The organism is Staphylococcus shinii, from assembly GCF_017583065.1.
In the GTDB taxonomy this organism is placed as follows: domain Bacteria; phylum Bacillota; class Bacilli; order Staphylococcales; family Staphylococcaceae; genus Staphylococcus; species Staphylococcus shinii.
In genome coordinates, this window is sequence record NZ_JAGEVL010000003.1 from 63430 (window position 1) to 84523 (window position 21094).

The window sequence follows — 21094 nt, forward strand, 5'->3', positions numbered from 1 at the left end:
TAGCAAATTTTCAGCTATAATAAATTATAATAATTATAAAAAGATATTAATTATAATTAACTTCATAGTTTTGGAGGTGTATTGATTGTTTGAAAAAAACAATATATTCCAAGCTTTAAATTAGAGTCATAAAACAAAACTAAATATGCTTTTAATTATTGAAAATTTTATACATAAATATTACTTATTATAAATTTGAATGACTGAGTCCAAGCATTATTTACTGGAAAAGATCCAAATTTATTTATTTGATAATAAAAATATGGTTAAAAATAAAGGAGATTAAATTATGAATAAAAAGTTAACAGGGCTATTTGGAGCGCCTGTATCAGATAGAGAAAATAGTATGACTGCTGGTCCAAGAGGCCCTTTATTAATGCAGGACATTTATTTCCTTGAACAAATGGCACACTTTGATAGAGAAGTGATTCCAGAACGTCGAATGCATGCTAAAGGATCAGGTGCATTTGGTACATTTACAGTAACAAATGATATAACAAAATATACATGTGCAAGTATCTTTGCTGAAATCGGTAAACAAACAGAAATGTTTGCACGATTTTCAACTGTAGCAGGCGAACGTGGTGCAGGCGACGCAGAACGAGATATTAGAGGATTTGCTTTGAAGTTTTATACAGAGGAAGGTAACTGGGACTTAGTTGGTAATAATACGCCAGTATTCTTCTTTAGAGACCCTAAATTATTCCCAAGTTTAAACCACGTGGTTAAACGTAATCCAAAAACAAATATGAAAGACCCACAAGCAAATTGGGATTTCTGGACCTTATTACCAGAAGCGTTACACCAAATTACAATCTTAATGACAGATCGTGGCATTCCTAAAGGTTTTAGAAATATGCATGGCTTTGGTTCTCATACATATTCTATGTATAACGATAAAGGCGAACGTTTTTGGGTTAAATTCCATCATAGAACACAACAAGGTATAGAGAACTATTCTGCAGAAGAAGCCGAACAAGTGATAGCTAAAGATAGAGATTCTTCTCAAAGAGACTTATTTAACAACATTGAACAAGGCAATTTCCCTAAATGGAAAATGTACATCCAAGTAATGACAGAAGAACAAGCCCGTAATCATAAAGATAATCCATTTGATTTAACTAAAGTCTGGTATAAGGACGAATATCCATTGATTGAGGTTGGTGAGTTTGAATTAAATCGAAACCCTGAAAATTATTTCCAAGATGTTGAACAAGCTGCATTTGCGCCAACAAATATCGTCCCAGGTTTAGATTTCTCACCAGACAAAATGTTACAAGGTAGACTGTTTTCATATGGAGATACTCAAAGATACCGTTTAGGCGTTAACCATTGGCAAATTCCAGTTAATCAACCTAAAGGTGTTAGCATGGAAAACATATGTCCATTTAGTAGAGATGGGCAAATGCGTATCTTAGATAATAACCAAGGTGCTAGTACACATTATTATCCAAATAGTAACGGTGCATTCGAAGATCAACCGCAATACAAAAAACCAGCTTTAGATATTCAAGGGCAAGCATACGAATATGACTTTCGTGAAGATGACGATAATTATTTTGAACAACCTGGTAAATTATTCCGTTTATTGTCATATGAAGAACAACAAACATTATTTAAAAATACTGCAAATGAAATGAGTCCCGTTACAGACGCATTGAAGCACCGCCACATAAGACATTGCTATAAAGCCGATCCAGCATATGGTCAAGGTGTAGCCGAAGCTATGGGCATTGATATTAATGGAGTAGACTTAGATGTCGCGGACTAATATACAAGGAAAAGGTGATTATATGATATTAGATAACGTAAATCCAGAAGATTTATTTCCAACTGAGAAAAAAGGTCCTGCCATTTTAGGGAAAATGGAATACCCTATTAATGGTATTGTAAAAACGTATGATGCTGCATACATTGCAACAAATGAACGCCTTATCTTAAATGTAGATATGGATGGTCAATTTTACTATAGAAATATCCGTTATGACGAATTAGAAGATGTTCAATTAGATAATGATACGCTAACAATGCGTTTTAGTATTGGTACATTTCCAATTACAAATTTAAATAACAATGACGCCGAACAATTCATAAATTATATTGAAACTAAGCGTACTTAAACAAAAAAGGATGACTTCTACAAAGATTGAGTAGAAGTCATCCCTTTTTATTAAGATTAAATAAATTGCCCGGTACGTTTTTCTGAAATACCAGTTTTTTGATTGTAAATTTCTTCGCCTCTTAAAATAGTTTGCGTTACTTGCGCGCCAATTTCACGACCAATATAAGGGCTCATCTTATTTCGATATGCTAAATCTTCTGCTGTTAAAGTATATGGCGCATTCGGTTTGATTAATACAAAATCTGCATCTTTTCCAACTGCTATGCTACCTTTTGCTTTCAATCCAAAACGTTTGGCAGGTGCTGTAGCAATAATATCTGCAAATTTATTTAATGACATATTACGTTTTTGAACACCTTCATCAAATAAAATATCAACATTATTTTGTAACCCAGCTATACCGCCCCATGCTTCAAAAGCATTATCTGTATCTTTTAAGTCGGGTGTACAAGGAGAGTGATCGGAAGTAACAAATCCAATATCACCATTTAGCACGCGATTCCACATACCTTCTAAGCGTGATTTTTCTCTGATTGGCGGAGAACATTTTACGACTGGACCAATGTCATCTAATTCTTCCTTGTAGAAGTAAAGATAATGTGTACATGTTTCACATGAAATATCTACACCCTCTTGTTGAGCTTTGATAATTTCATCTACACCTTCTTCACAAGCAACATGTACAATATGTACACGACAACCAGTTTCTTTTGCAAATAAGATAATCTTACGAATTGGCTCAACTTCAGTAAATACTGGTCTACTATCGACATATGCACTTAAAGTTGTTTCACCATTAGCTTTAGCAATTTCACCTAAACGGTCAGTGATTGTTGCATTTTCAGCATGAATAGAAAGTAATTTACCAGTTTTAGCAATTTGTTTCATACCTTCATATAATGAATAATCATCCACATTTTCAAAGTCACCTTCTATTGAACGATCACCACATGTTGCTAAAAACGCTTTATATGCTACGACACCCGCTTCATCTAACTCTTGAATACCGCCGTTTAAGTTATATGGTACTAAACCGCCATAACTCGCAACATCAACTGATAATTCATCTTTACCAGCATCAAATTTTGCTTGAATAGAAGCTTGATCAGTTGTTGCAGGCACTTGATTTAAAGGCATTTCAATAAATGACGTTACGCCACCTTTTGCTGCTGCGCGTGTACCAGTAACATAACCTTCCCAGCTATCACGATAACCGCCGCCTGGTTCAGTAATATGCACATGTGCGTCTACCATTCCTGGCGATACGATTTGGTTCTGAGCGTCAATAACTTGTTCAGCTTCACCTAAATCTTGACCAATAGCAGCAATCTTGCCATCTTTAACACCGATTTCTACATTTTGCTGACTATCTTCTAAAATGACTAATCCATTTTTTAAAATTAAATCATATTTCATTATAGTTCACTCCTTCTTGTTTTTTTGAAAATAATTTAACTGAATGGTGTAAAACAATATAAACTAAACTAGATATAAAGAATCCAATAAACCATGAAAAATCAGAAATTACTTTAAATGCTGGTAAGAATCCTAGTAATGAAATAACCACGCCTACTATTGTTGCAATGTAAGCAGAAATATTAACTCTTTGTATTTTTATATCTTTATCATGTAAATCAAAATACAATTTATCAATATCAATACGACATTTAGATACTAGGTAGAAATGTACTATCATTACACCTGCAACAGGCCCAAGTATTGCACCAATAGCATTTAAGAATAAAAAGATACTATCCTCATTTTCCATCATTTTCCATGGCATAATAACAACACTTAATACAGAAGCAATAACTACGCCACGTTTATAATTAATCCATTTAGGTAACAGCGCACTTAATTGATACGCAGCTGGTATAATATTACTCGTTGCATTCGTAGAAATGGTCGTCATTAATAGCACCCCTGTCGATATCAAGATTGCCCAGAAATTACTCCATTCATTAATAATCGTTAAAATATTCCACTCTTGATGACCTAAGTAAATAGAACCACCAATAATAATAAATACACTAGCAATCGCAAATAACACATGCGCAACTACTATGCCAGAAATCTGACCAATAATTTGTGTTTTAGTAGATTTAGCATTTTGTGTAAAATCAGATACACTTGAACCTGGTCCAGCCCAAACACCTAATAAAGAGTTGAAGATTAAAATAAATGATAAAATGGCTGGATATATAATACCGTCTGTTTTCGTTGATATTTCATAGTTCATGATATTACTGAAACCACCAGCAACAGTCACACCCCATATTGCCATGCCACCAAATACAATGTAAATTAGTGGATTTAAAATAGCAGTGAATTTGTTCAGTATGTCACCACCACCAAATCCAATCGCAAAACTAATTGCCCAAAAGATTAAAAATGCAATTAATCCTGGTACTGAAATACCTAAAATCGAAACGCCGCTTCCAATATTTTCAAATCCTGGAAAAATCTTATTTAATAAAATTAATAGCGCTTGAGAACCAGCAAATGTTTGTAAACCAAACCATGCAATACCGGCTACAACACCACGTAAAACGCCAGGCAATTTAGCGCCGATGTCTCCATATGTATCACGTAATTGCATTGCGAAGGGTATACCGTATTTAGAACCGGCATATCCATTTGAAACGAGTAATAACGCAATAACAAATGAACTTAAAATCAATGCAAATATGACTTGTAATGGCGATAGACCTATTAATAGAAAACCACCTACCGCTGTATAGTTAGGTATATTATGAACAGCACCCATCCATAAAGTGAAAAAGTTGAATGCAGAATTATTTCGTTGAGCTGATGTCTTAGGCATTATATCTTTATTATAACCACGCTTTTCAAAGAAAGCTTGATTATAAGCCGCTTCATTCCCCTGTCTTTCCATCTATTTATCTCCTTTGCTTCAATAGGCTATAACTATCTTAATCAATCTTTAATTTACATTTTATTACGTATGTAAGCGTTTTTCTTTGTTAGTAATGACATATATTGAGTAGAAAGTTATATATTTCGAACAAAATATGTGTATAATAATTTTTATATAACATTATTTTTGATAAGATTTATAAAATTATAAACGTATTTACGATGTTTATAAATATACCACTTGATTAATAAATATACAAATAAACCTATATTTGTTCATAAAATATAATAGTATGACTCATAATACAAGAAGACGGAAACGGAGGATTAAACCATGACTACACTTAACGAAATTTTATCCGTTCCTCAGTTTAAAGAGTTAGAACTGATTAACAAAAACGGAGATTTATCATCAGAAGTTTCAAGCTTAGATATTACTGAAAATAATGATATTAAGCATTTTACTTCTCAAAATGCTTTTATTCTAACAACTGGCGTATTATTTCAAGACAACCAAGAAGATTTAAAAAGGTTAATTAAAGACTTGCATGATATTAATACAGCTGGTCTTGGTATAAAAGTTTCAAGGTTTTTACATGAGATAGACAAAGAAGTTATAGAATTTGCAGACAAATTGGGGTTTCCTTTAATAGAAATACCAGAAAGTTGGAATTTAGGCGAAATTACACATCAAATTTCATCTTACATTTCAGACTCAGAAACTGGAAAATTAAACTATGCATTACATATACAACAAGAATTAAATCAGCTTCTCATCAAAGGTCATAGCATTAAGACAATGATTCAACGAATGAGTAAATTACTTGGTGTACCAATCATTCTTTTCGATCCTTTTAAAGCGCCGGAAGCGTTAAGTCATCATTATGATCAAAATAAACATTTAACTAATGAGCACATCGGTTATTTTCTCAACCATTATCAACAATCAACTATCTATGATAAAAACAAACAAGTTTTTGAAAACAAAGACCATGTAATCTTCAAAGTTTTGGGATATACGTATTTCCCTTATTATTTAATGGTTTCACAAGTTAATAAATTATCGTATCCATTCAGTTTGTTAACCATTGAACAAGTAGTTAGTGTATTGAGTTTCGCACTTTACAAAAACACAAAAATCGAAGAAGCTGAACAAAATGATATTAACCGCTTTTTTGAAGCACTCGTTAATAATCAAAGCGAGCAAACACTTTCAATCAAAAAGCATAACGATTTACTGAAACGCTATAATATTTTCGATTCTGATTATTATCAAATTATCATTTGTGATATTGATTCACCGAATAGCTTAGAAAACAGTTATTATCTCAATGAAAGGTATCAACTGACATTTCGTTGGCTACAATATATGCTTACCGATCTTGATGATTATATCAGTATTTATAAAATACCAAGTACAAATCGGTTCGCTATTTTATTACAAAATCGTCACGATTATTACTATGACTATCTTAAACGTCTCCAAAACAGTTATGGAGAACATTTTGAAGGCACGATTTCTTTTGGTATTGGTAATGAAGTTACAGAGTTTACACAAATAGCTTCATCATATTTTGAAGCTAACGAGGCATTTGAAAATGGATTGTTGAATGACAAACAAAGTTTCATTTCTTATTATCATTCCAAAGATATTAAAGAACTTTTACAGTTAATACCTAAAGAGAAATTACGTCCCTTTATAAAACATACTTTAGGCCCATTGAGCTACCCTAAAACTAAGAAAGACTTAGAATTAAAACAAACATTACAAGTCTATATGGATAATCAGTGTGATATAACTAAAACTGCAGAAAAGATATATATTCATCGTAATACAGTTAAATATAGAATTAATAAATGTAGCAATTTAATTGGAGTGAATATTGAAGACCCAATGCATTCATTAAATATCCGTATCGCTTTATACGTTTCTGACACCACTCAATTTGATTAGCCTCCTATAAGGTTATCTTAACTAAAGACGTGGAGCAGAAACCAAATTTTTTAATTGTTTATCTAAGCTTGCGCTCATGCATAAGTCTCACTAAATCAAAACTAATTACAAGAGCTGAAACTCTTGCATAAGAACCACTAATTTTCAAAAGTGGAAGACCTGAGTAAAAACTCACGTGTGAGAACCACTAACTTAATAAAGCCCCCACTCCTTTAAAGAAGTGGGGGCTTTACATTATTTCAAATACCAAGTTAATGCATCTTGTTCTAATTTTTTCATAAAAGCATCTTTTCCATCACAATAACTTTGCCTATCATCAGGAAATTGTTGAGCTAATCGTTCTTTTAATTGTCCGTATTCACGTGCATTCTCTTCATGTTTACGTAAATAATCCCTTACCGCTATGTGACGGTTAATCTCATTCATATTATCCTGTTGAAATATATGCATATGATGCGTACGTGGATTTCCACCCTTTATAAAAAATCTTCTCCCTGTAATTCCATTTTCTCCCAATGAAGTATAACCCAGGCTCATCAATACTTCATTATAGTCATCAATTTTTTCTATTTTATTTACTACTACTAACATATCAATAATAGGTTTAGCCTTTAAATTTTCAACAGCAGTACTCCCAATGTGATGTATTTTAATGACTTCTTCACTTATAATAGCTTCGATGTTTGATTTCTCAATTTCAAATAAAATCGGCCACTGTTTTTGATAGTGCTGTACTTCAATTTCCATTATAGTCACCTTCCCCCAATATACTTCATCATCTCTTAAAATCTCTCTTTTCTTTTAAACTAAATTATATCTTTAAAATCGGTAGTTATAAATGTATTTTCAATTCAACTGACAAAGTCACTTTCATATTGTACTTGATGATAGCACTATTTTTTTATATCTTAAATTAAATTTAAATCTATTTATCGATTTTGATTTATTCATTATACTCATTACATTCAATCAACTTCATAATCACATTATTATTTTTTAAAAGTTATTGCTTTTAATATTAGATTTTTAAACCGAATGGTTTGCTTTGCTAACTTAAAAGGATTAAAATCTATCGTTGGGATGTTATAAAAGGAGATGTAATTGAAATGTCGGAGAATGGAATATCTAACAAAAAAAGAAATACAATCATTTTAGTTATGCTCAGTAGTGCCTTTGTTGCAATGCTTAACCAAACATTACTCAACACTGCACTGCCAGCCATCATTAATGGCTTAGAAATAACTGAAACGACTGCTCAGTGGCTCATCACAGGATTTATGCTTGTTAACGGAATTATGATTCCTACAACAGCTTTCCTCATGGACCGCTTCCATACAAGATCACTCTATATTTTTTCAATGAGTGCATTCTTACTTGGTTCTATCATAGCTGCACTTTCGCCGACATTCGGTTTACTAATGTTAGCACGAGTAATTCAAGCTATCGGTGCAGGTATCTTGTTACCATTAATGCAATTCACTGTCTTCACCCTCTTTCCAGCTGAAAAGCGTGGATTCGCCATGGGGCTTACAGGAATTGTTGCGCAATCAGCACCAGCAATCGGCCCTACTTTAACTGGCTTTCTAATAGATACATTTAGTTGGAGAGCACCATTTATCGTAGTAGCTGCAATCGCTATAATCGCATTTATTATTGGTATCATTTTTGTAGAAAGTAATAATGAAACTAAACGTACTGAATTAGATAAGACTTCAGTGATATATTCTACATTTGGTTTTGGTCTAATGCTCTACGGCTTTAGTAGCGCTGGTAACCTTGGCTTCACTTCACCAATTGTTATCATTTCATTAATAGTTGGACTTATCATTGTCGGTATCTTTGTCTTAAGACAAATTAAAATCGACAATCCATTATTAAATATGCGTGTATTTGCTAACAGAACATTTTCATTATCTGCATTCGCTTCAATGGTTCTATTTATTGGTATTGTAGGTCCTGCGTTATTGATACCTATGTATATTCAATCAGGGCTTGGCCTATCAGCAATACTTTCAGGTTTAGTCATCTTACCTGGAGCCGTGGTTAATGCGTTTATGTCTGTATATACAGGTAAAATTTATGATAAATATGGACTGAAGATATTGGCTGTCCCTGGATTTATCTTATTAATTATTATGACCATTCTGCATTGTTTCTTAACTACAGAAACACCTTATTGGTATATTGTTGTCATCTATGCAGTCAGAATGTTTGCTGTTGCGTTAATTATAATGCCGTTAAATACAATTGGTATTAATGCATTAGAAACTAAAAACATTTCACACGGTACCGCTATTATTAATTCATTAAGAATTATAGCTGGTGCGATAGGTACTGCTATTATGATTACAATTTTAACTATTGTTAGAACAAACTACGTAGAAAATACTAATGGTAGTCAAACAAAAGCTGAAGTAATGCAACATGCTACCGTACTTGGTGTAGATGCTGCATTTGCTTTCACAACAATTCTAATGATTATTGGTTTCATCCTAATGTTGATGATTCGTACTAAAAAAGAAACTATCAATAGTCGAGAATTATAACAGGAATAATTAAAGGAGCGAGTATATGCTGTTAACTTTTAACGTCATATACTCGCTCCCTTTTTGTATTTTATTAATTTATATTTAATGACAAGCTTCTATGGCTTTTTCTAAAAATAATTGAGCTGCCTTTGAAAATGTATGGTCTTTACGCCAAACCAAATTATGCTTTGCAATTAACTTTGGCTCTAGCGGAATAAACTTAAGATCACTTTCAACAGAAGTATTAATAATACTATCTAATGTAACAACGTAACCCATATTAGCTTTAACCATCCAACCAGCATTATATGCTAAGTTAAACGTACTTACTATATTTAAATCTTTATATAAATGTCCAAACCATTCTGCAAATTCATTTTCTTCAATATCGGTTTCTAATACTTGTCTTGAACATATCAAGGCCTCTTTTGACAAATCTGTTTTTGTCACGTAATCTTTTTTCGAAAAAGCATCGTCTTTTTTAGCAATCACACCCCAGTGATCAAAAGTCGGTAAATCTAATGCTTTGTACTTATTTAAATTTACAGGCTGGATAAGCAAACCAAAATCTAATAACCCTTTATCTAATCGGCTTGCAATGTCCTCTGCATTACCACTATAAATATGAAAATGCACCTTAGGATGATATGTCTGAATCTCTTTAAAAATATTTGCAATAACTTCCATGCCTTTGGTTTCACCACAACCTATATAGACGTTCCCTTCAATATTTCTATCAATCACTTTAAATTCCTCTTGTATTTTTCGAGACATTTCTATGAGTTCTTCAGCTCTATTTTTCAATAAAAGGCCTTCGTCAGTAAGATGAATATTGTGATTGCTTCGCCTAAACAGTTTCACGTCTAACTCTGTCTCTAAATCTTTGATTTGTCTAGACAAAGTTGGCTGTGTGATATGTAATGCATTTGCAGCATGTGTAATACTTTCTTCTTTTGCTATTCTTACAAAATATTGTAGTGTTTTTATTTCCATAAATTTCCTCTCTTAGTTATACAATATATGCATATCTATTTAATATAAATAAGTATTTGTCATATCTCATTTTAACTTTTAAACTGAATTTATTAAAGTTCGGGAGGAACCTATAATGAAAAATAATAAATTAGTCATACTCATTTTATCTATTGGCGTATTTGGTATTTTGAATACAGAAATGGGGTTCATAGGACTAATCCCTCAAATCGCCGCTCATTTTAACGTTAATATATCTACAGCGGGATGGCTAGTTTCCATTTTTGCAATAGGCATTGCTATTTCTGGTCCTATCATGCCTCTATTACTCTCAAAAGTAGAAAGAAAAAGAGTAATGTTGCTCGTGCTCATAATCTTTATAATCAGTAATATTGTTTCACTTTTTACAACAAGCTTTACCGTATTATTAGTAGCGAGAATAATACCAGCCATATTTCATCCTGTATATATCGCTTTAGCCTTTTCAGTTGCATCAGATTCAGTTAATCCAAAAGAAGCTCCAAAAGCTGTTGCTCGAGTGTTTATAGGTGTCTCTGCCGGAATGGTTGTGGGTGTACCAATCGTGAATTTCTTAGCAAATCAATTCAATTTGTATGTAGCATTATCATTCTTTGCGCTTGTTAATATCATTGTACTTATACTAACAATTATGTTCATTCCAAAAATGCCAGCGAAAACAGCTGTAACGTACGGAGATCAATTACGCGTCCTCAAACGACCACTAACTTGGTTGTCGATTATAGTATCTATTCTATTTAACGCAGCAATTTTTGGGGTTTATAGTTACTTTACTGATTTCTTAAATATTGTTACAGAGGCACAAGGAAATTTAATATCAGTTATGTTATTCTTGTATGGATTTTTCAATATTTTGGGTAATATTATTGCAGGAAAACTATTAACTTCGATGCCTCAAAAAGCAATATTAATGTTACCTTTGGCGTTGATTATAATATATATTGCTATGTTTTGTTTAGGAGCTTTCTCTATTCCAATGATGATTATCACTATGGTATGGGGAACATTAGCAGGCATTTCAGCAAATATAACGCAATATGTGATTACTTCAGCTGCACCAGATGCTCCTGACTTATCAAACGGCATATTTTTATCTGCAGTAAATTCTGGCACCACAATCGGAACCTTTATAGGCGGTATATTTATTGCAACTTTAGGATCTAGCTTCGTAATTTTAATTGGTATATTCGCATGTATAATTAATATTGCATTTATTTTACTTAGAAAACGAAATTTTAAGCGCTTTGAAAATAACTTATCATAATAAAAACCCCCTAGTGCAATCATTGCTGCATCAGGGGGTTAAATGTCGTATTTCTTATTTAAATTTGCATAAAAAAAAGACGAGTTATACTCGTCTTTCAGCCGTTATTATAATTTAACAACGTTAGCTGCTTGAGGACCGCGGTCGCCTTCAACGATTTCGAATTCAACAGCTTGTCCTTCTTCTAATGATTTGTAACCTTCTTGAGCGATTGCTGAGAAGTGTACGAATACGTCGTTTCCACCTTCAACTTCGATGAAACCGAAACCTTTTTCTGCATTAAACCATTTAACTGTACCGTTATTCATAATTAAATTCCTCCATATGTGCTTTTGCACGAATATTTGTAATCTGTCTTAAAAAATCAAAAGGAGTAAATTCAAAAGAATAACTCTACAAATCAATTTCACGAACTAAATTACTTAATACCTATTATAACGAGTAATCATTCATTTGTACACCCTAAACCGTAAATTAGTTTATTAATTTAATTTTTAGTAACGATATAGTGTATTGTTCTATTTATTTTTATTCTTGTATATAGATAAAACACCTAAACACGACCTTAATTTTCATAGCTCAGAACACCCTAAATAGTGCTATTCTTTAAAATCTTGAAGCATATTATTCCTTTTTCAAAACTTTAAGATCAACCAACAATTAACGAGATGATAAATAAAATAACAGATATGATGAGTGAGGACCACAAGTAAGGAGACATACGGTCTATCATTCTTTTATATTCGTGATCAGCAGCCTGCTCTTTTTTTAATTTCAAAAGTTTCATTAATAAATATAACGCTCCTACCATATTTATTAAAAATATAATAATCAATAATGTAATTGCCATAATATGTAATTCCTCCTATGCGATTGGTTCATTGTTAAGTTCTTTATTCTCTAAATATATAGAATGCCTTATATAGTAAATGACTACCATTTATCATCGTAATCAACGCAAGTACAATAAGTATAGTTTGGCTAAATATAGATATGCTAAAAACGATGAACAGCGCTAAAACAATATTAATAAAACTAGAAATTAGAAAGCCATTACCTAATTTATTTTTCTTTTGCACATTAACGCACCTTTTACTTAAGAATATATTTTTGAAAATCTAAAATTGTGTTATCTTATAATAAATAATAACACAATTTATTTTTTAAAAATATATAAAATCGACCTAAGGAGAGACATAAATTGAATCTTACCCTTAAAATTCTAGTAGGTATTATCTTTGTTAGCATAATGTCTTGGAATAATACGATACAAACACATCAAAATGTAAATAAAAAAGCACATAAAAACCAGACTGAGCCTATGAACGGAAAACAATTTCGCTTCATGCTTTTCTTAAATATCATTGTGGTTACACTTTTTTATTTACTTCTAACGTACACTTATTTTTAATAAAAACTGGATCAAATTTTAAAAATTACATAAAAGTACCCTCCCTTACAATCCGTAAAGGAGGGACATTTTCTATATTGTTTTCAGATACTCTTCGCCTTCTTTTTTATCGTAAACACCTTCTGTTTTAGCAATAAAGATTGTAGCTACTGAGTTTCCTAATACGTTAACACATGTTCTAAGCATTTCTAAAATTCTATCTACACCTATAATAAGTGCTAAACCTTGTGGATTTAATCCAACCGAACCTAATGTTGTTAATAACACTACGATTGAAGCTCCTGGCACACCAGCCATACCTTTTGATGTAAGCATCAATGTAACCATTAAGATGATTTGTTCACCAATGCTTAAGTCAACACCGTATAATTGTGCAACAAATAGCGCCGCAATAGATTGGTACATGGCCGCACCATCAAGGTTAAACGAATAACCAGTTGGTAACACAAAGGATGCGATATCTCTAGGCACGCCAAATCTTTCCATTTTTTTCATAACTGTTGGTAATACTGCTTCTGAACTTGCAGTTGAGAACGCAAGCATTAAATCATTTTTCAATAACTTGATGATTTGCGTAATCTTCACTCCACAAATTCTTGAAACAATACCTAATACAATAAAAATAAAGAAAAGCATTGCTATGACTACTGTTAAACATAATTTGAACAGTGGAATTAATGCTGATAATCCAAAAGTAATAATTGTTGTCGTAATAAATGCAAATACTGCAATTGGTGCTAATAATAATACTTTACCAATCATCCAGAATACTGCTTCTAATGCGCCACCTAAAAAGTCTTTAACAGGTTGTGCTTTTTGTCCAATAGCAGCTAACGCCAAACCGAAAAATACTGAGAAGAATATGACTGGTAAAAGTTCTCCAGATCCAAATGCTTCAACTATGTTAGTCGGAATAATATTGACAATTGTATCGATTAAATGATTTCCATATGTAGTGCCTTCTGCTGCTTTAGCAGTTGATTCATATTTTGAAATATCACCTTTAGGTAATAAATCGGGATTTAGCCCTTGACCTGGTTTAAATAAGTTACCAAATATTAATCCCATAAAAATTGCAAAACTTGTCATAATAACAAAATATAATAATGTTTTACCGCCATAGCGCCCAATCGTTTTTGTGTCTCCAACATTTGAAATAGATAGTGCTAAAGAACAAAATACAATAGGTACTACTAACATTTTAATTAAATTTATAAATACATCACCGAATGGTTGTATATAGTTAATTACATCTTTATTTCCATGTAAGATACTACCTAAAATTACCCCTAATACCAATGCTATGATAATTTGCGTCGGTAGGTTTATTCTTTTAATTACTTTCACTCTTGTTCATCCCCTTATCTAAGCTAACATTTGTATAAATGCTAGTTTTCTACAAAATACAGTTTATCACAAAGAAAATTGCACTCATATATTAAATTTACATGATTCTAAAAATTATTTATGATTTTTGTACAACTAAGCTATTATACCAGAAATTTGTGTATTTTAGTTAAAAAAGAACCACCTTTCAGCCTTATACCTATAGGAGTTTAAAGGTTATTAGCACATTAAAAGAAAGCGCTTTCTATATTATGTGCAAATTTTTCAAAAATAGCTTTTTACATACAAAATTAGAGTTATTTGTTTTAATATACGTTATTTTACAATATATCTTCATCATATATATGTTTAAATCGAACTAGAACATTTTTAACAACCATATGTTAAAACCTTTTTTACTTTTTCAAAAAAGACGACCATAACCGCCTCATTCTTTGTTAATATAAAATTATACTTTAAATATATTGCACACACCAAAAAAGATTAATGTTTCATAAAAATTTTTACAAAAAAGGAGAAGTAATAATGGCAAGACATTAATCTAGAAGTCATCCCCAAAACAAATATACTCTTATATTAGCTAATTTACCTGTTATGATGTTTTTTACCTATATGAATATTAACAACATATTAACAAACGACAGTACTACAGCTGTCTTATTATCTATCATTAGTCTAATGATTTTCTCGACGCTATATACTTTGCTTTCTACACTTTTTTTAAAAAGCATAAGAACAATTGAATGTACTTACCTTTCCAAAATTAAAAGTATCCATTTATCAATAACTTAGAATAACAACCAACTATTTTAAAAAGGAGTGTGCTATGATGCAATTTATAAATATTAATGCAGTAACAGAAAAAGGGTTAAATAAAAAGGTCAATGCGTTTTTAGAGGAAAATCCATATATTGAAATCATTAAATTCGATTATGCTATCGGCACTAGTGGTTATGGTGTAGGGATTTTATATCAAGACAAAGTGAAAATGTAATTCAGGTCACGTCTGTAAAATAGTTAGATCGTTGTGCCTATTAACGCCGAAGAACTAATTTCTAAAAAACAAAATCTCTATTAAACCTAAAATAAATAAGACTGTACCTACTGATAAGTAAAGAGCTTCAGTTTTCCCTTCTTTTTTAGTTTCAATCCAATAATTTAAGATAAGTATTAAACCTACAATGGATAAAGAATATGGAAACTTTATAAGACCTATAAAATCCAATATTGTTAATATGGAAGTTGCTATAATTAATAAAATCAATATATTAGATATAACATTTAAACCTTTCATTACAACATCCCTTTCTCAAACGTTAACATTGTTACTTTTTCCAACCCCTTTATTGACGTTGAGCCTTGTAACTTTTAACAATCAATAATTTTTCTCTGTATAAATACATGTTCTACTTCTTTTTATTCTTCTTATTTTTTTCATTTACAGAAATTATAATTGGCAACAAACCACAACAAATAACAATTATTAAAAACAAACCAATATTCATAAAAGCACTCCTTTTATATTGGTCACACCACAAATCTGTGGTGTGAGTTACATACTTCTATTCAAAAACCTTTACGTTTAATTTGTCTGTACACAAAAATACTAGCTACAATAAAGGTTACTATACCGAATAATTTTACACAAATAGAACTGAACTTTAATATTTCTATATTAAAGGCTGTTCCTATTATTGGCATAAAAAAATCGATTACAATAAGTATTAGTAAAATACCTAATATTATTTGTTGACTTTTAGGCATATTAAACACTCCAATTTATAAAATTACAATTACAAATGTAGCTGTAGCAACATCAGCACTTTATTTAAGCAACCACTTATATTGTACAATTCTAATATTATTTATAGTTTATATTTCCTATATGCATAAATTGAGTTCTTAAATGTCTTATCAACATTAAGATATGTAACAATTCTCGCATAATAACTGTGTGAATACATTATTATTTATTCTGTTGTTAAATTTCAATCTTACCAGACAGATACGCATAGAAAATAACCACTTAGAGACTTTTTATCATTTTGTTGTTAAATAATTTTATACTTATATTGCAAACTTTCGAAATTGCAGATTTACCATTAAAGAAGATAACTGTATAATGAAAATCACAAAATCTATTGCTTCATTAGTATTAAGTGCTGTTTTATTAACATCTTTTTCACCTTTAGCAAAAGCAGAAGAACAAGCTCAATCAAAGCATAATGATAATGCTCAACAAACTCAGCAAAATAATCCGAATCAACAATCTTATGACAACAAAAAAGATATACAAACGTATGTCGGAGGAACATACCTTACTAAAAAAGCAATTAAAAGTATGCTAAACAATAAGGGTAAATTGGTAGGAGCAGTTAAAAATGTTACTGGGAACCAAAAAGCAGCAGATGCTGTTTCAAAAAACTTCAACTACATTGATGCAGAACTACGACCTTTACTGAAATTAACTGAAGTTCCAGCTAATTCAGTTGCCGACGCAGTATATAGAGGATTAGTCGAAGCTGGTGTTAAAAAAGGACTTGCTGGTCAAGTTAAGGTTGCAGTAAAAGAAGGTATTAACTTACTTGTTTAGGAGTGAAAATAATGTTTGAAAATAAAGATGATATAAGATTATTATATCAAGCAGTTTCAGAACTAGCTGAAATCGTAGGACATCATCCCTACAATACAAAATCAATAAGTCTCTTATGTTTAGACTTAGGCATCACTCTAGATGAATATGAAAAAGTATTTATGGCATTTACAAGGTTGTCTAATAACAAAAATACTGATGATATGAATATTGAAGAATTTAAAGCCATACTAATTGAAAATGTAGCTAAATATGATGAAATAACAGACTCTAAAGCTTTAAGATTTATAGAAGGTTATGCTAGAAATTATATACCTGAATTATTGCCATATGCAGAAAAGTTATATCTTGATTTAAGAGTATAAAATAAGAGCTTAGCATTAATTTGCTAGGCTCTTTACAATTTAATTAATCCTCCAACGGAACATCATCAATAAACACTGGTCTATTTGTATGCTTATCAGTAACTTGTTCTATTTCCTTATCCAATTGTTCTTCATCGAAATCCCATTCACCAACATTAATGAATATAAGTGTGTCTCCCGAAATTTCTTTCTTATCAGTAAATAAAGTGTGGTATTTACCTAATAGGTCACGCGCTTTTAAACGATTACTTATCTTAATAGGTACTTCCACCATCTCAATACTCTCATTTTAGATAATGTTGTACTTACCTGTATCTGGATTCTTAACATATTCACCACGTTTAGTAACGAACTCTTTCACTTCTGTTTCTTCTCTACTGCCGCGTTAGATAATAAATGTAAAATCTCATTCGCAGCATGCACATGATTATCAATAACCTAGCTTTTAAATCCATTATCCGAAAATCTTTCTGCTATATCTCCTTTTTTCACAAGTAATTTAAAATCCACAAAAACAACCCCTTAAGCCTACGCCTAAGGGGTTTAATCATTCTATACCATTATTCCCACTCAATTGTACTTGGTGGCTTAGATGTAATATCATATACAACGCGGTTAACGTGATCTACTTCATTCACGATACGGCTTGAAATCTTTTGTAAGACTTCCCAGTCGATGCGTGCGAAGTCACTTGTCATGCCATCGATTGAGGTTACGGCACGAATACCAACTGTATGGTCATACGTACGGTAATCTCCCATAACACCTACTGATTGGATACCTGGTAACACTGTGAAATATTGCCAAATCTCACGTTCAAGACCTTCCTCACGGATAACCTGTCTTAAAATCGCATCAGATTCACGTACAATTTCAAGTTTGTCTTCAGTGATTTCTCCAAGGACACGGATACCTAAACCTGGGCCTGGGAATGGTTGTCTCCAAACTAAGTGCTCTGGAATACCTAATTCGATACCTAGTTCACGCACTTCATCTTTGAATAGTGTGTTAATAGGTTCGATTAATTGGAATTCCATATCTTCAGGTAAACCACCTACATTGTGGTGTGATTTAATTGTTTGAGCAGTTTTTGTACCTGACTCGATCACATCTGTATAAAGTGTACCTTGCGCTAAGAAATCTACACCTTTTAATTTAGAGGCTTCATCATCAAAGACATAGATAAACTCATTACCGATGATTTTACGTTTTTGTTCTGGGTCAGACACGCCTTGTAATTTACTCATGAAACGTTCTTGTGCATCTACACGAATAATATTCATGTTGAATCCTTCACCGAACTGCTCCATAACCATGTCGCCTTCACCTTTACGTAACAAGCCATGATCTACAAAGATACATGTAAGTTGATCACCAATTGCTTTGTGTAACAATACTGCTACTACAGATGAATCAACGCCACCGCTCATAGCACATAATACTCTGCGGTCGCCAACTTGATTGCGGATTTTTTCAACTTCAATTTCAATGAAGTTTTCCATTGACCATTCACCAGTACATTCACATACGCGACGTACAAAGTTACGTAATAAGTCGTTACCATATTCAGTATGACGTACTTCTGGATGGAATTGTACACCATATATACGGCGAGATTTATCTTCAATCGCTGCATAATTTGTGCTTGGGCTATCAGCAATAACTTCAAAGCCTTCTGGAATCTCAATAACTTTATCTGAATGACTCATCCAAACATTTTGTTCTTCCGGTAACCCAAAGAATAATTCATCAGTTTTAGCATTGATGATTGCTTTACCATATTCACGTTCATTGGCACGTTCAACTTTTCCGCCTAATAATTTAGTCGTCAATTGCATACCATAACAAATACCTAAAATCGGCACTCCTAAATTGTATATTTCTGGATCAATTGTGAACGAATCTTCCTCATAAACTGAGTTTGGTCCACCCGAAAGGATAATACCTTTAGGGTTCAATTGTTTTATTTCTTCCATACTAATCTCATGGTCGTGTAATTCACTATATACGCCCATTTCACGAATACGTCGTGTAATTAACTGATTGTATTGGCTACCAAAGTCTAAAACAAGTATGAGCTCTTGCTCTTTCGCCATTTCCATAACTTTAAATCTCCTTTTAACTTAGAATGAATAATTTGGTGATTCTTTTGTAATTTGAACATCATGTGGATGGCTTTCTGCTAAACCAGCAGGTCCCATGCGTGTAAATTGAGCTTCTTCTCTTAATGCTTCTAAGTTTTTAGAACCAGTATAACCCATACCAGATCTTACGCCGCCCATAAGTTGATAAATAGTGTCTTGTAGTGCACCTTTGTAAGCGATACGACCTTCAATACCTTCTGGAACGAATTTTTTAGGTGCTTTGTCTTCTTGGAAGTAACGGTCATTTGAACCACTTTCCATTGCGCCTAATGAACCCATACCTCTATATACTTTGTATTGTCTACCTTGGAACACTTCAGTTGCGCCAGGGCTTTCTTCAGTACCTGCAAGCAAGCTGCCTAACATAACTGCATGTCCACCAGCAGCTAATGCTTTAATGATATCTCCTGAGAATTTAATACCACCATCTGCAATAATTGCTTTACCATGTTTACGCGCTTCTGTAGCACAATCGTAAACGGCTGTAATTTGTGGAACACCAACACCTGCAACAACACGAGTTGTACAAATTGAACCAGGACCAATACCAACTTTAACTACGTCAGCTCCCGCTTCATATAAAGCTTTTGTACCTTCAGCTGTAGCAACATTACCTGCTATTAAAGTAACTTGTGGGAATGTTTTTTTAATATGTGCAACTTGTTCTAATACACCTTTAGAGTGGCCGTGTGCTGTATCGATAACTAATGCGTCTACACCAGCTTCAACAAGTTTTTGTGCACGGATATCAGTATCTTTGGCAATACCGATTGCTGCACCTACTAATAATCTACCATGTGCATCTTTAGCAGAATTAGGGAATTCAAGAACTTTTTCAATATCTTTAATTGTAATTAATCCTTCTAAACGGCCTTCTTTAACTAATGGAAGTTTCTCAATTTTATGTTGTTGTAATAACTTCTCTGCTTCCTCTAATGTCGTACCTACAGGAGCTGTAACAAGATTATCTTTTGTCATTACGTCTGAAATTTTAATTGAAAAGTCTTCGATAAAACGTAAATCACGGTTTGTAATAATACCAACAAATTGTCTAGTCTCTTTACTATCAACAATTGGCACACCTGAAATGCGATATTTACCCATTAATGCTTCTGCTTCAAAAACACTTTCTTCTGGAGTTAAATAAAATGGATTCGAGATGACACCATTTTCAGAACGTTTTACTTTTTGAACTTCGTCGGCTTGATCTTCAATGTTCATATTTTTATGAATAACACCAAGTCCACCTTGTCTTGCCATTGAAATTGCCATTTTTGATTCTGTAACTGTGTCCATACCTGCTGATACGATTGGAATATTCAGTTTAATACCTTCTGATAATTGAACACTTAAATCCACTTCTTTCGGTAACACATCTGATTCTGCTGGTAACAATAACACATCATCAAAAGTTAAAGATTCTTTTTCAAATTTATTTTCCCACATACTTGTACAGCCTCCTAATTAATTGTTTTATA

21 protein-coding genes are annotated in these 21094 nt (G+C 32.2%); 8 read left to right on the forward strand and 13 right to left on the reverse strand.

Features of this window, described 5'->3' with window-relative positions:
- The first annotated feature begins 289 nt into the window (after positions 1–289).
- Together J5E45_RS04255 and J5E45_RS04260 are read left to right on the forward strand one after the other, a co-directional pair.
- On the forward strand, positions 290–1771 hold the full coding sequence (locus J5E45_RS04255) for a catalase (RefSeq protein WP_208181658.1): 1482 nt from the start codon (positions 290–292) through the stop codon (positions 1769–1771).
- Positions 1772–1793: 22 nt separating this feature from the next.
- A complete protein-coding gene (locus J5E45_RS04260; protein ID WP_039068523.1) occupies positions 1794–2120 on the forward strand; it encodes a PH domain-containing protein in 327 nt (108 codons plus the stop codon).
- A 56-nt stretch (positions 2121–2176) separates the two neighbouring features.
- On the opposite strand, the gene allB is transcribed toward J5E45_RS04260, so the two are convergent.
- Both allB and allW read right to left on the reverse strand, forming a co-directional pair.
- On the reverse strand, positions 2177–3538 hold the full coding sequence (gene allB / locus J5E45_RS04265; RefSeq protein WP_119586148.1) for an allantoinase AllB: 1362 nt from the start codon (positions 3536–3538) through the stop codon (positions 2177–2179).
- A complete protein-coding gene (gene allW / locus J5E45_RS04270; RefSeq protein WP_119586150.1) occupies positions 3528–5018 on the reverse strand; it encodes an allantoin permease in 1491 nt (496 codons plus the stop codon). The genes allB and allW overlap by 11 nt, the downstream gene beginning before the upstream one ends.
- 315 nt (positions 5019–5333) lie before the next feature.
- Between allW and J5E45_RS04275 the strand changes: the two genes are divergently transcribed.
- On the forward strand, positions 5334–6953 hold the full coding sequence (locus J5E45_RS04275; protein WP_069792935.1) for a PucR family transcriptional regulator: 1620 nt from the start codon (positions 5334–5336) through the stop codon (positions 6951–6953).
- Positions 6954–7187: 234 nt separating this feature from the next.
- On the opposite strand, the gene J5E45_RS04280 is transcribed toward J5E45_RS04275, so the two are convergent.
- Positions 7188–7700, reverse strand: a complete 513-nt coding sequence (locus J5E45_RS04280) for a GrpB family protein (protein WP_101094399.1) — start codon at positions 7698–7700, stop codon at positions 7188–7190.
- 359 nt (positions 7701–8059) lie between these two features.
- Here J5E45_RS04280 and J5E45_RS04285 point away from each other — a divergent pair, with 359 nt between their 5' ends.
- On the forward strand, positions 8060–9499 hold the full coding sequence (locus J5E45_RS04285; RefSeq protein ID WP_208181660.1) for an MDR family MFS transporter: 1440 nt from the start codon (positions 8060–8062) through the stop codon (positions 9497–9499).
- 84 nt (positions 9500–9583) lie between these two features.
- Here the strand turns inward: J5E45_RS04285 and J5E45_RS04290 are convergent, their stop codons facing one another.
- Positions 9584–10474, reverse strand: coding sequence for a LysR family transcriptional regulator (locus tag J5E45_RS04290; protein ID WP_208181661.1), 891 nt, complete (start codon positions 10472–10474; stop codon positions 9584–9586).
- A 115-nt stretch (positions 10475–10589) separates the two neighbouring features.
- Between J5E45_RS04290 and J5E45_RS04295 the strand changes: the two genes are divergently transcribed.
- Positions 10590–11756, forward strand: coding sequence for an MFS transporter (locus tag J5E45_RS04295; RefSeq protein WP_208181663.1), 1167 nt, complete (start codon positions 10590–10592; stop codon positions 11754–11756).
- Between the two features lie 107 nt (positions 11757–11863).
- Here J5E45_RS04295 and cspD read toward each other — a convergent pair whose 3' ends face one another.
- From cspD to J5E45_RS04315, 4 genes are all read right to left on the reverse strand, one after another.
- Positions 11864–12064, reverse strand: coding sequence for a cold-shock protein CspD (cspD, locus tag J5E45_RS04300; protein WP_011303913.1), 201 nt, complete (start codon positions 12062–12064; stop codon positions 11864–11866).
- Between the two features lie 341 nt (positions 12065–12405).
- Positions 12406–12606: a DUF5453 family protein gene (locus tag J5E45_RS04305; protein ID WP_208181665.1), complete on the reverse strand. Its 201-nt coding sequence runs from the start codon at positions 12604–12606 to the stop codon at positions 12406–12408.
- A 43-nt stretch (positions 12607–12649) separates the two neighbouring features.
- Positions 12650–12835: a hypothetical protein gene (locus J5E45_RS04310; protein WP_119586158.1), complete on the reverse strand. Its 186-nt coding sequence runs from the start codon at positions 12833–12835 to the stop codon at positions 12650–12652.
- Between the two features lie 404 nt (positions 12836–13239).
- Positions 13240–14514 (reverse strand): dicarboxylate/amino acid:cation symporter, encoded by a 1275-nt coding sequence (locus J5E45_RS04315; protein WP_039068447.1) that lies wholly within the window; start codon positions 14512–14514, stop codon positions 13240–13242.
- An 826-nt stretch (positions 14515–15340) separates the two neighbouring features.
- Between J5E45_RS04315 and J5E45_RS04320 the strand changes: the two genes are divergently transcribed.
- Positions 15341–15508, forward strand: coding sequence for a hypothetical protein (locus J5E45_RS04320; protein WP_180948515.1), 168 nt, complete (start codon positions 15341–15343; stop codon positions 15506–15508).
- A gap of 54 nt (positions 15509–15562) precedes the next feature.
- Here J5E45_RS04320 and J5E45_RS04325 read toward each other — a convergent pair whose 3' ends face one another.
- Positions 15563–15808 carry a hypothetical protein gene (locus J5E45_RS04325; RefSeq protein ID WP_039068446.1) on the reverse strand — a complete coding sequence of 82 codons (246 nt, stop codon included), beginning with the start codon at positions 15806–15808 and terminating at the stop codon, positions 15563–15565.
- Between the two features lie 272 nt (positions 15809–16080).
- Complete coding sequence (locus J5E45_RS04330) at positions 16081–16278, reverse strand: hypothetical protein (RefSeq protein WP_069792941.1); 198 nt, start codon at positions 16276–16278, stop codon at positions 16081–16083.
- 358 nt (positions 16279–16636) lie between these two features.
- Between J5E45_RS04330 and J5E45_RS04335 the strand changes: the two genes are divergently transcribed.
- Positions 16637–17107 carry a hypothetical protein gene (locus J5E45_RS04335; RefSeq protein WP_069792942.1) on the forward strand — a complete coding sequence of 157 codons (471 nt, stop codon included), beginning with the start codon at positions 16637–16639 and terminating at the stop codon, positions 17105–17107.
- An 11-nt stretch (positions 17108–17118) separates the two neighbouring features.
- The gene (locus J5E45_RS04340; protein WP_039068443.1) at positions 17119–17472 is read left to right on the forward strand and encodes a hypothetical protein; all 354 of its coding nucleotides are present in this window, start codon (positions 17119–17121) and stop codon (positions 17470–17472) included.
- A 43-nt stretch (positions 17473–17515) separates the two neighbouring features.
- On the opposite strand, the gene J5E45_RS04345 is transcribed toward J5E45_RS04340, so the two are convergent.
- The 3 genes from J5E45_RS04345 to guaB all read right to left on the reverse strand — a co-directional run bounded on the left by J5E45_RS04345 (position 17516) and on the right by guaB (position 21062).
- Positions 17516–17746, reverse strand: a complete 231-nt coding sequence (locus tag J5E45_RS04345) for a terminase small subunit (protein WP_107548532.1) — start codon at positions 17744–17746, stop codon at positions 17516–17518.
- A gap of 286 nt (positions 17747–18032) precedes the next feature.
- Positions 18033–19574: a glutamine-hydrolyzing GMP synthase gene (gene guaA, locus J5E45_RS04350; RefSeq protein ID WP_017723341.1), complete on the reverse strand. Its 1542-nt coding sequence runs from the start codon at positions 19572–19574 to the stop codon at positions 18033–18035.
- A gap of 21 nt (positions 19575–19595) precedes the next feature.
- Entirely contained in the window at positions 19596–21062 is a 1467-nt protein-coding gene (gene guaB, locus J5E45_RS04355) for an IMP dehydrogenase (RefSeq protein ID WP_039068442.1), read from the reverse strand.
- Between the last annotated feature and the right edge of the window lie 32 nt (positions 21063–21094).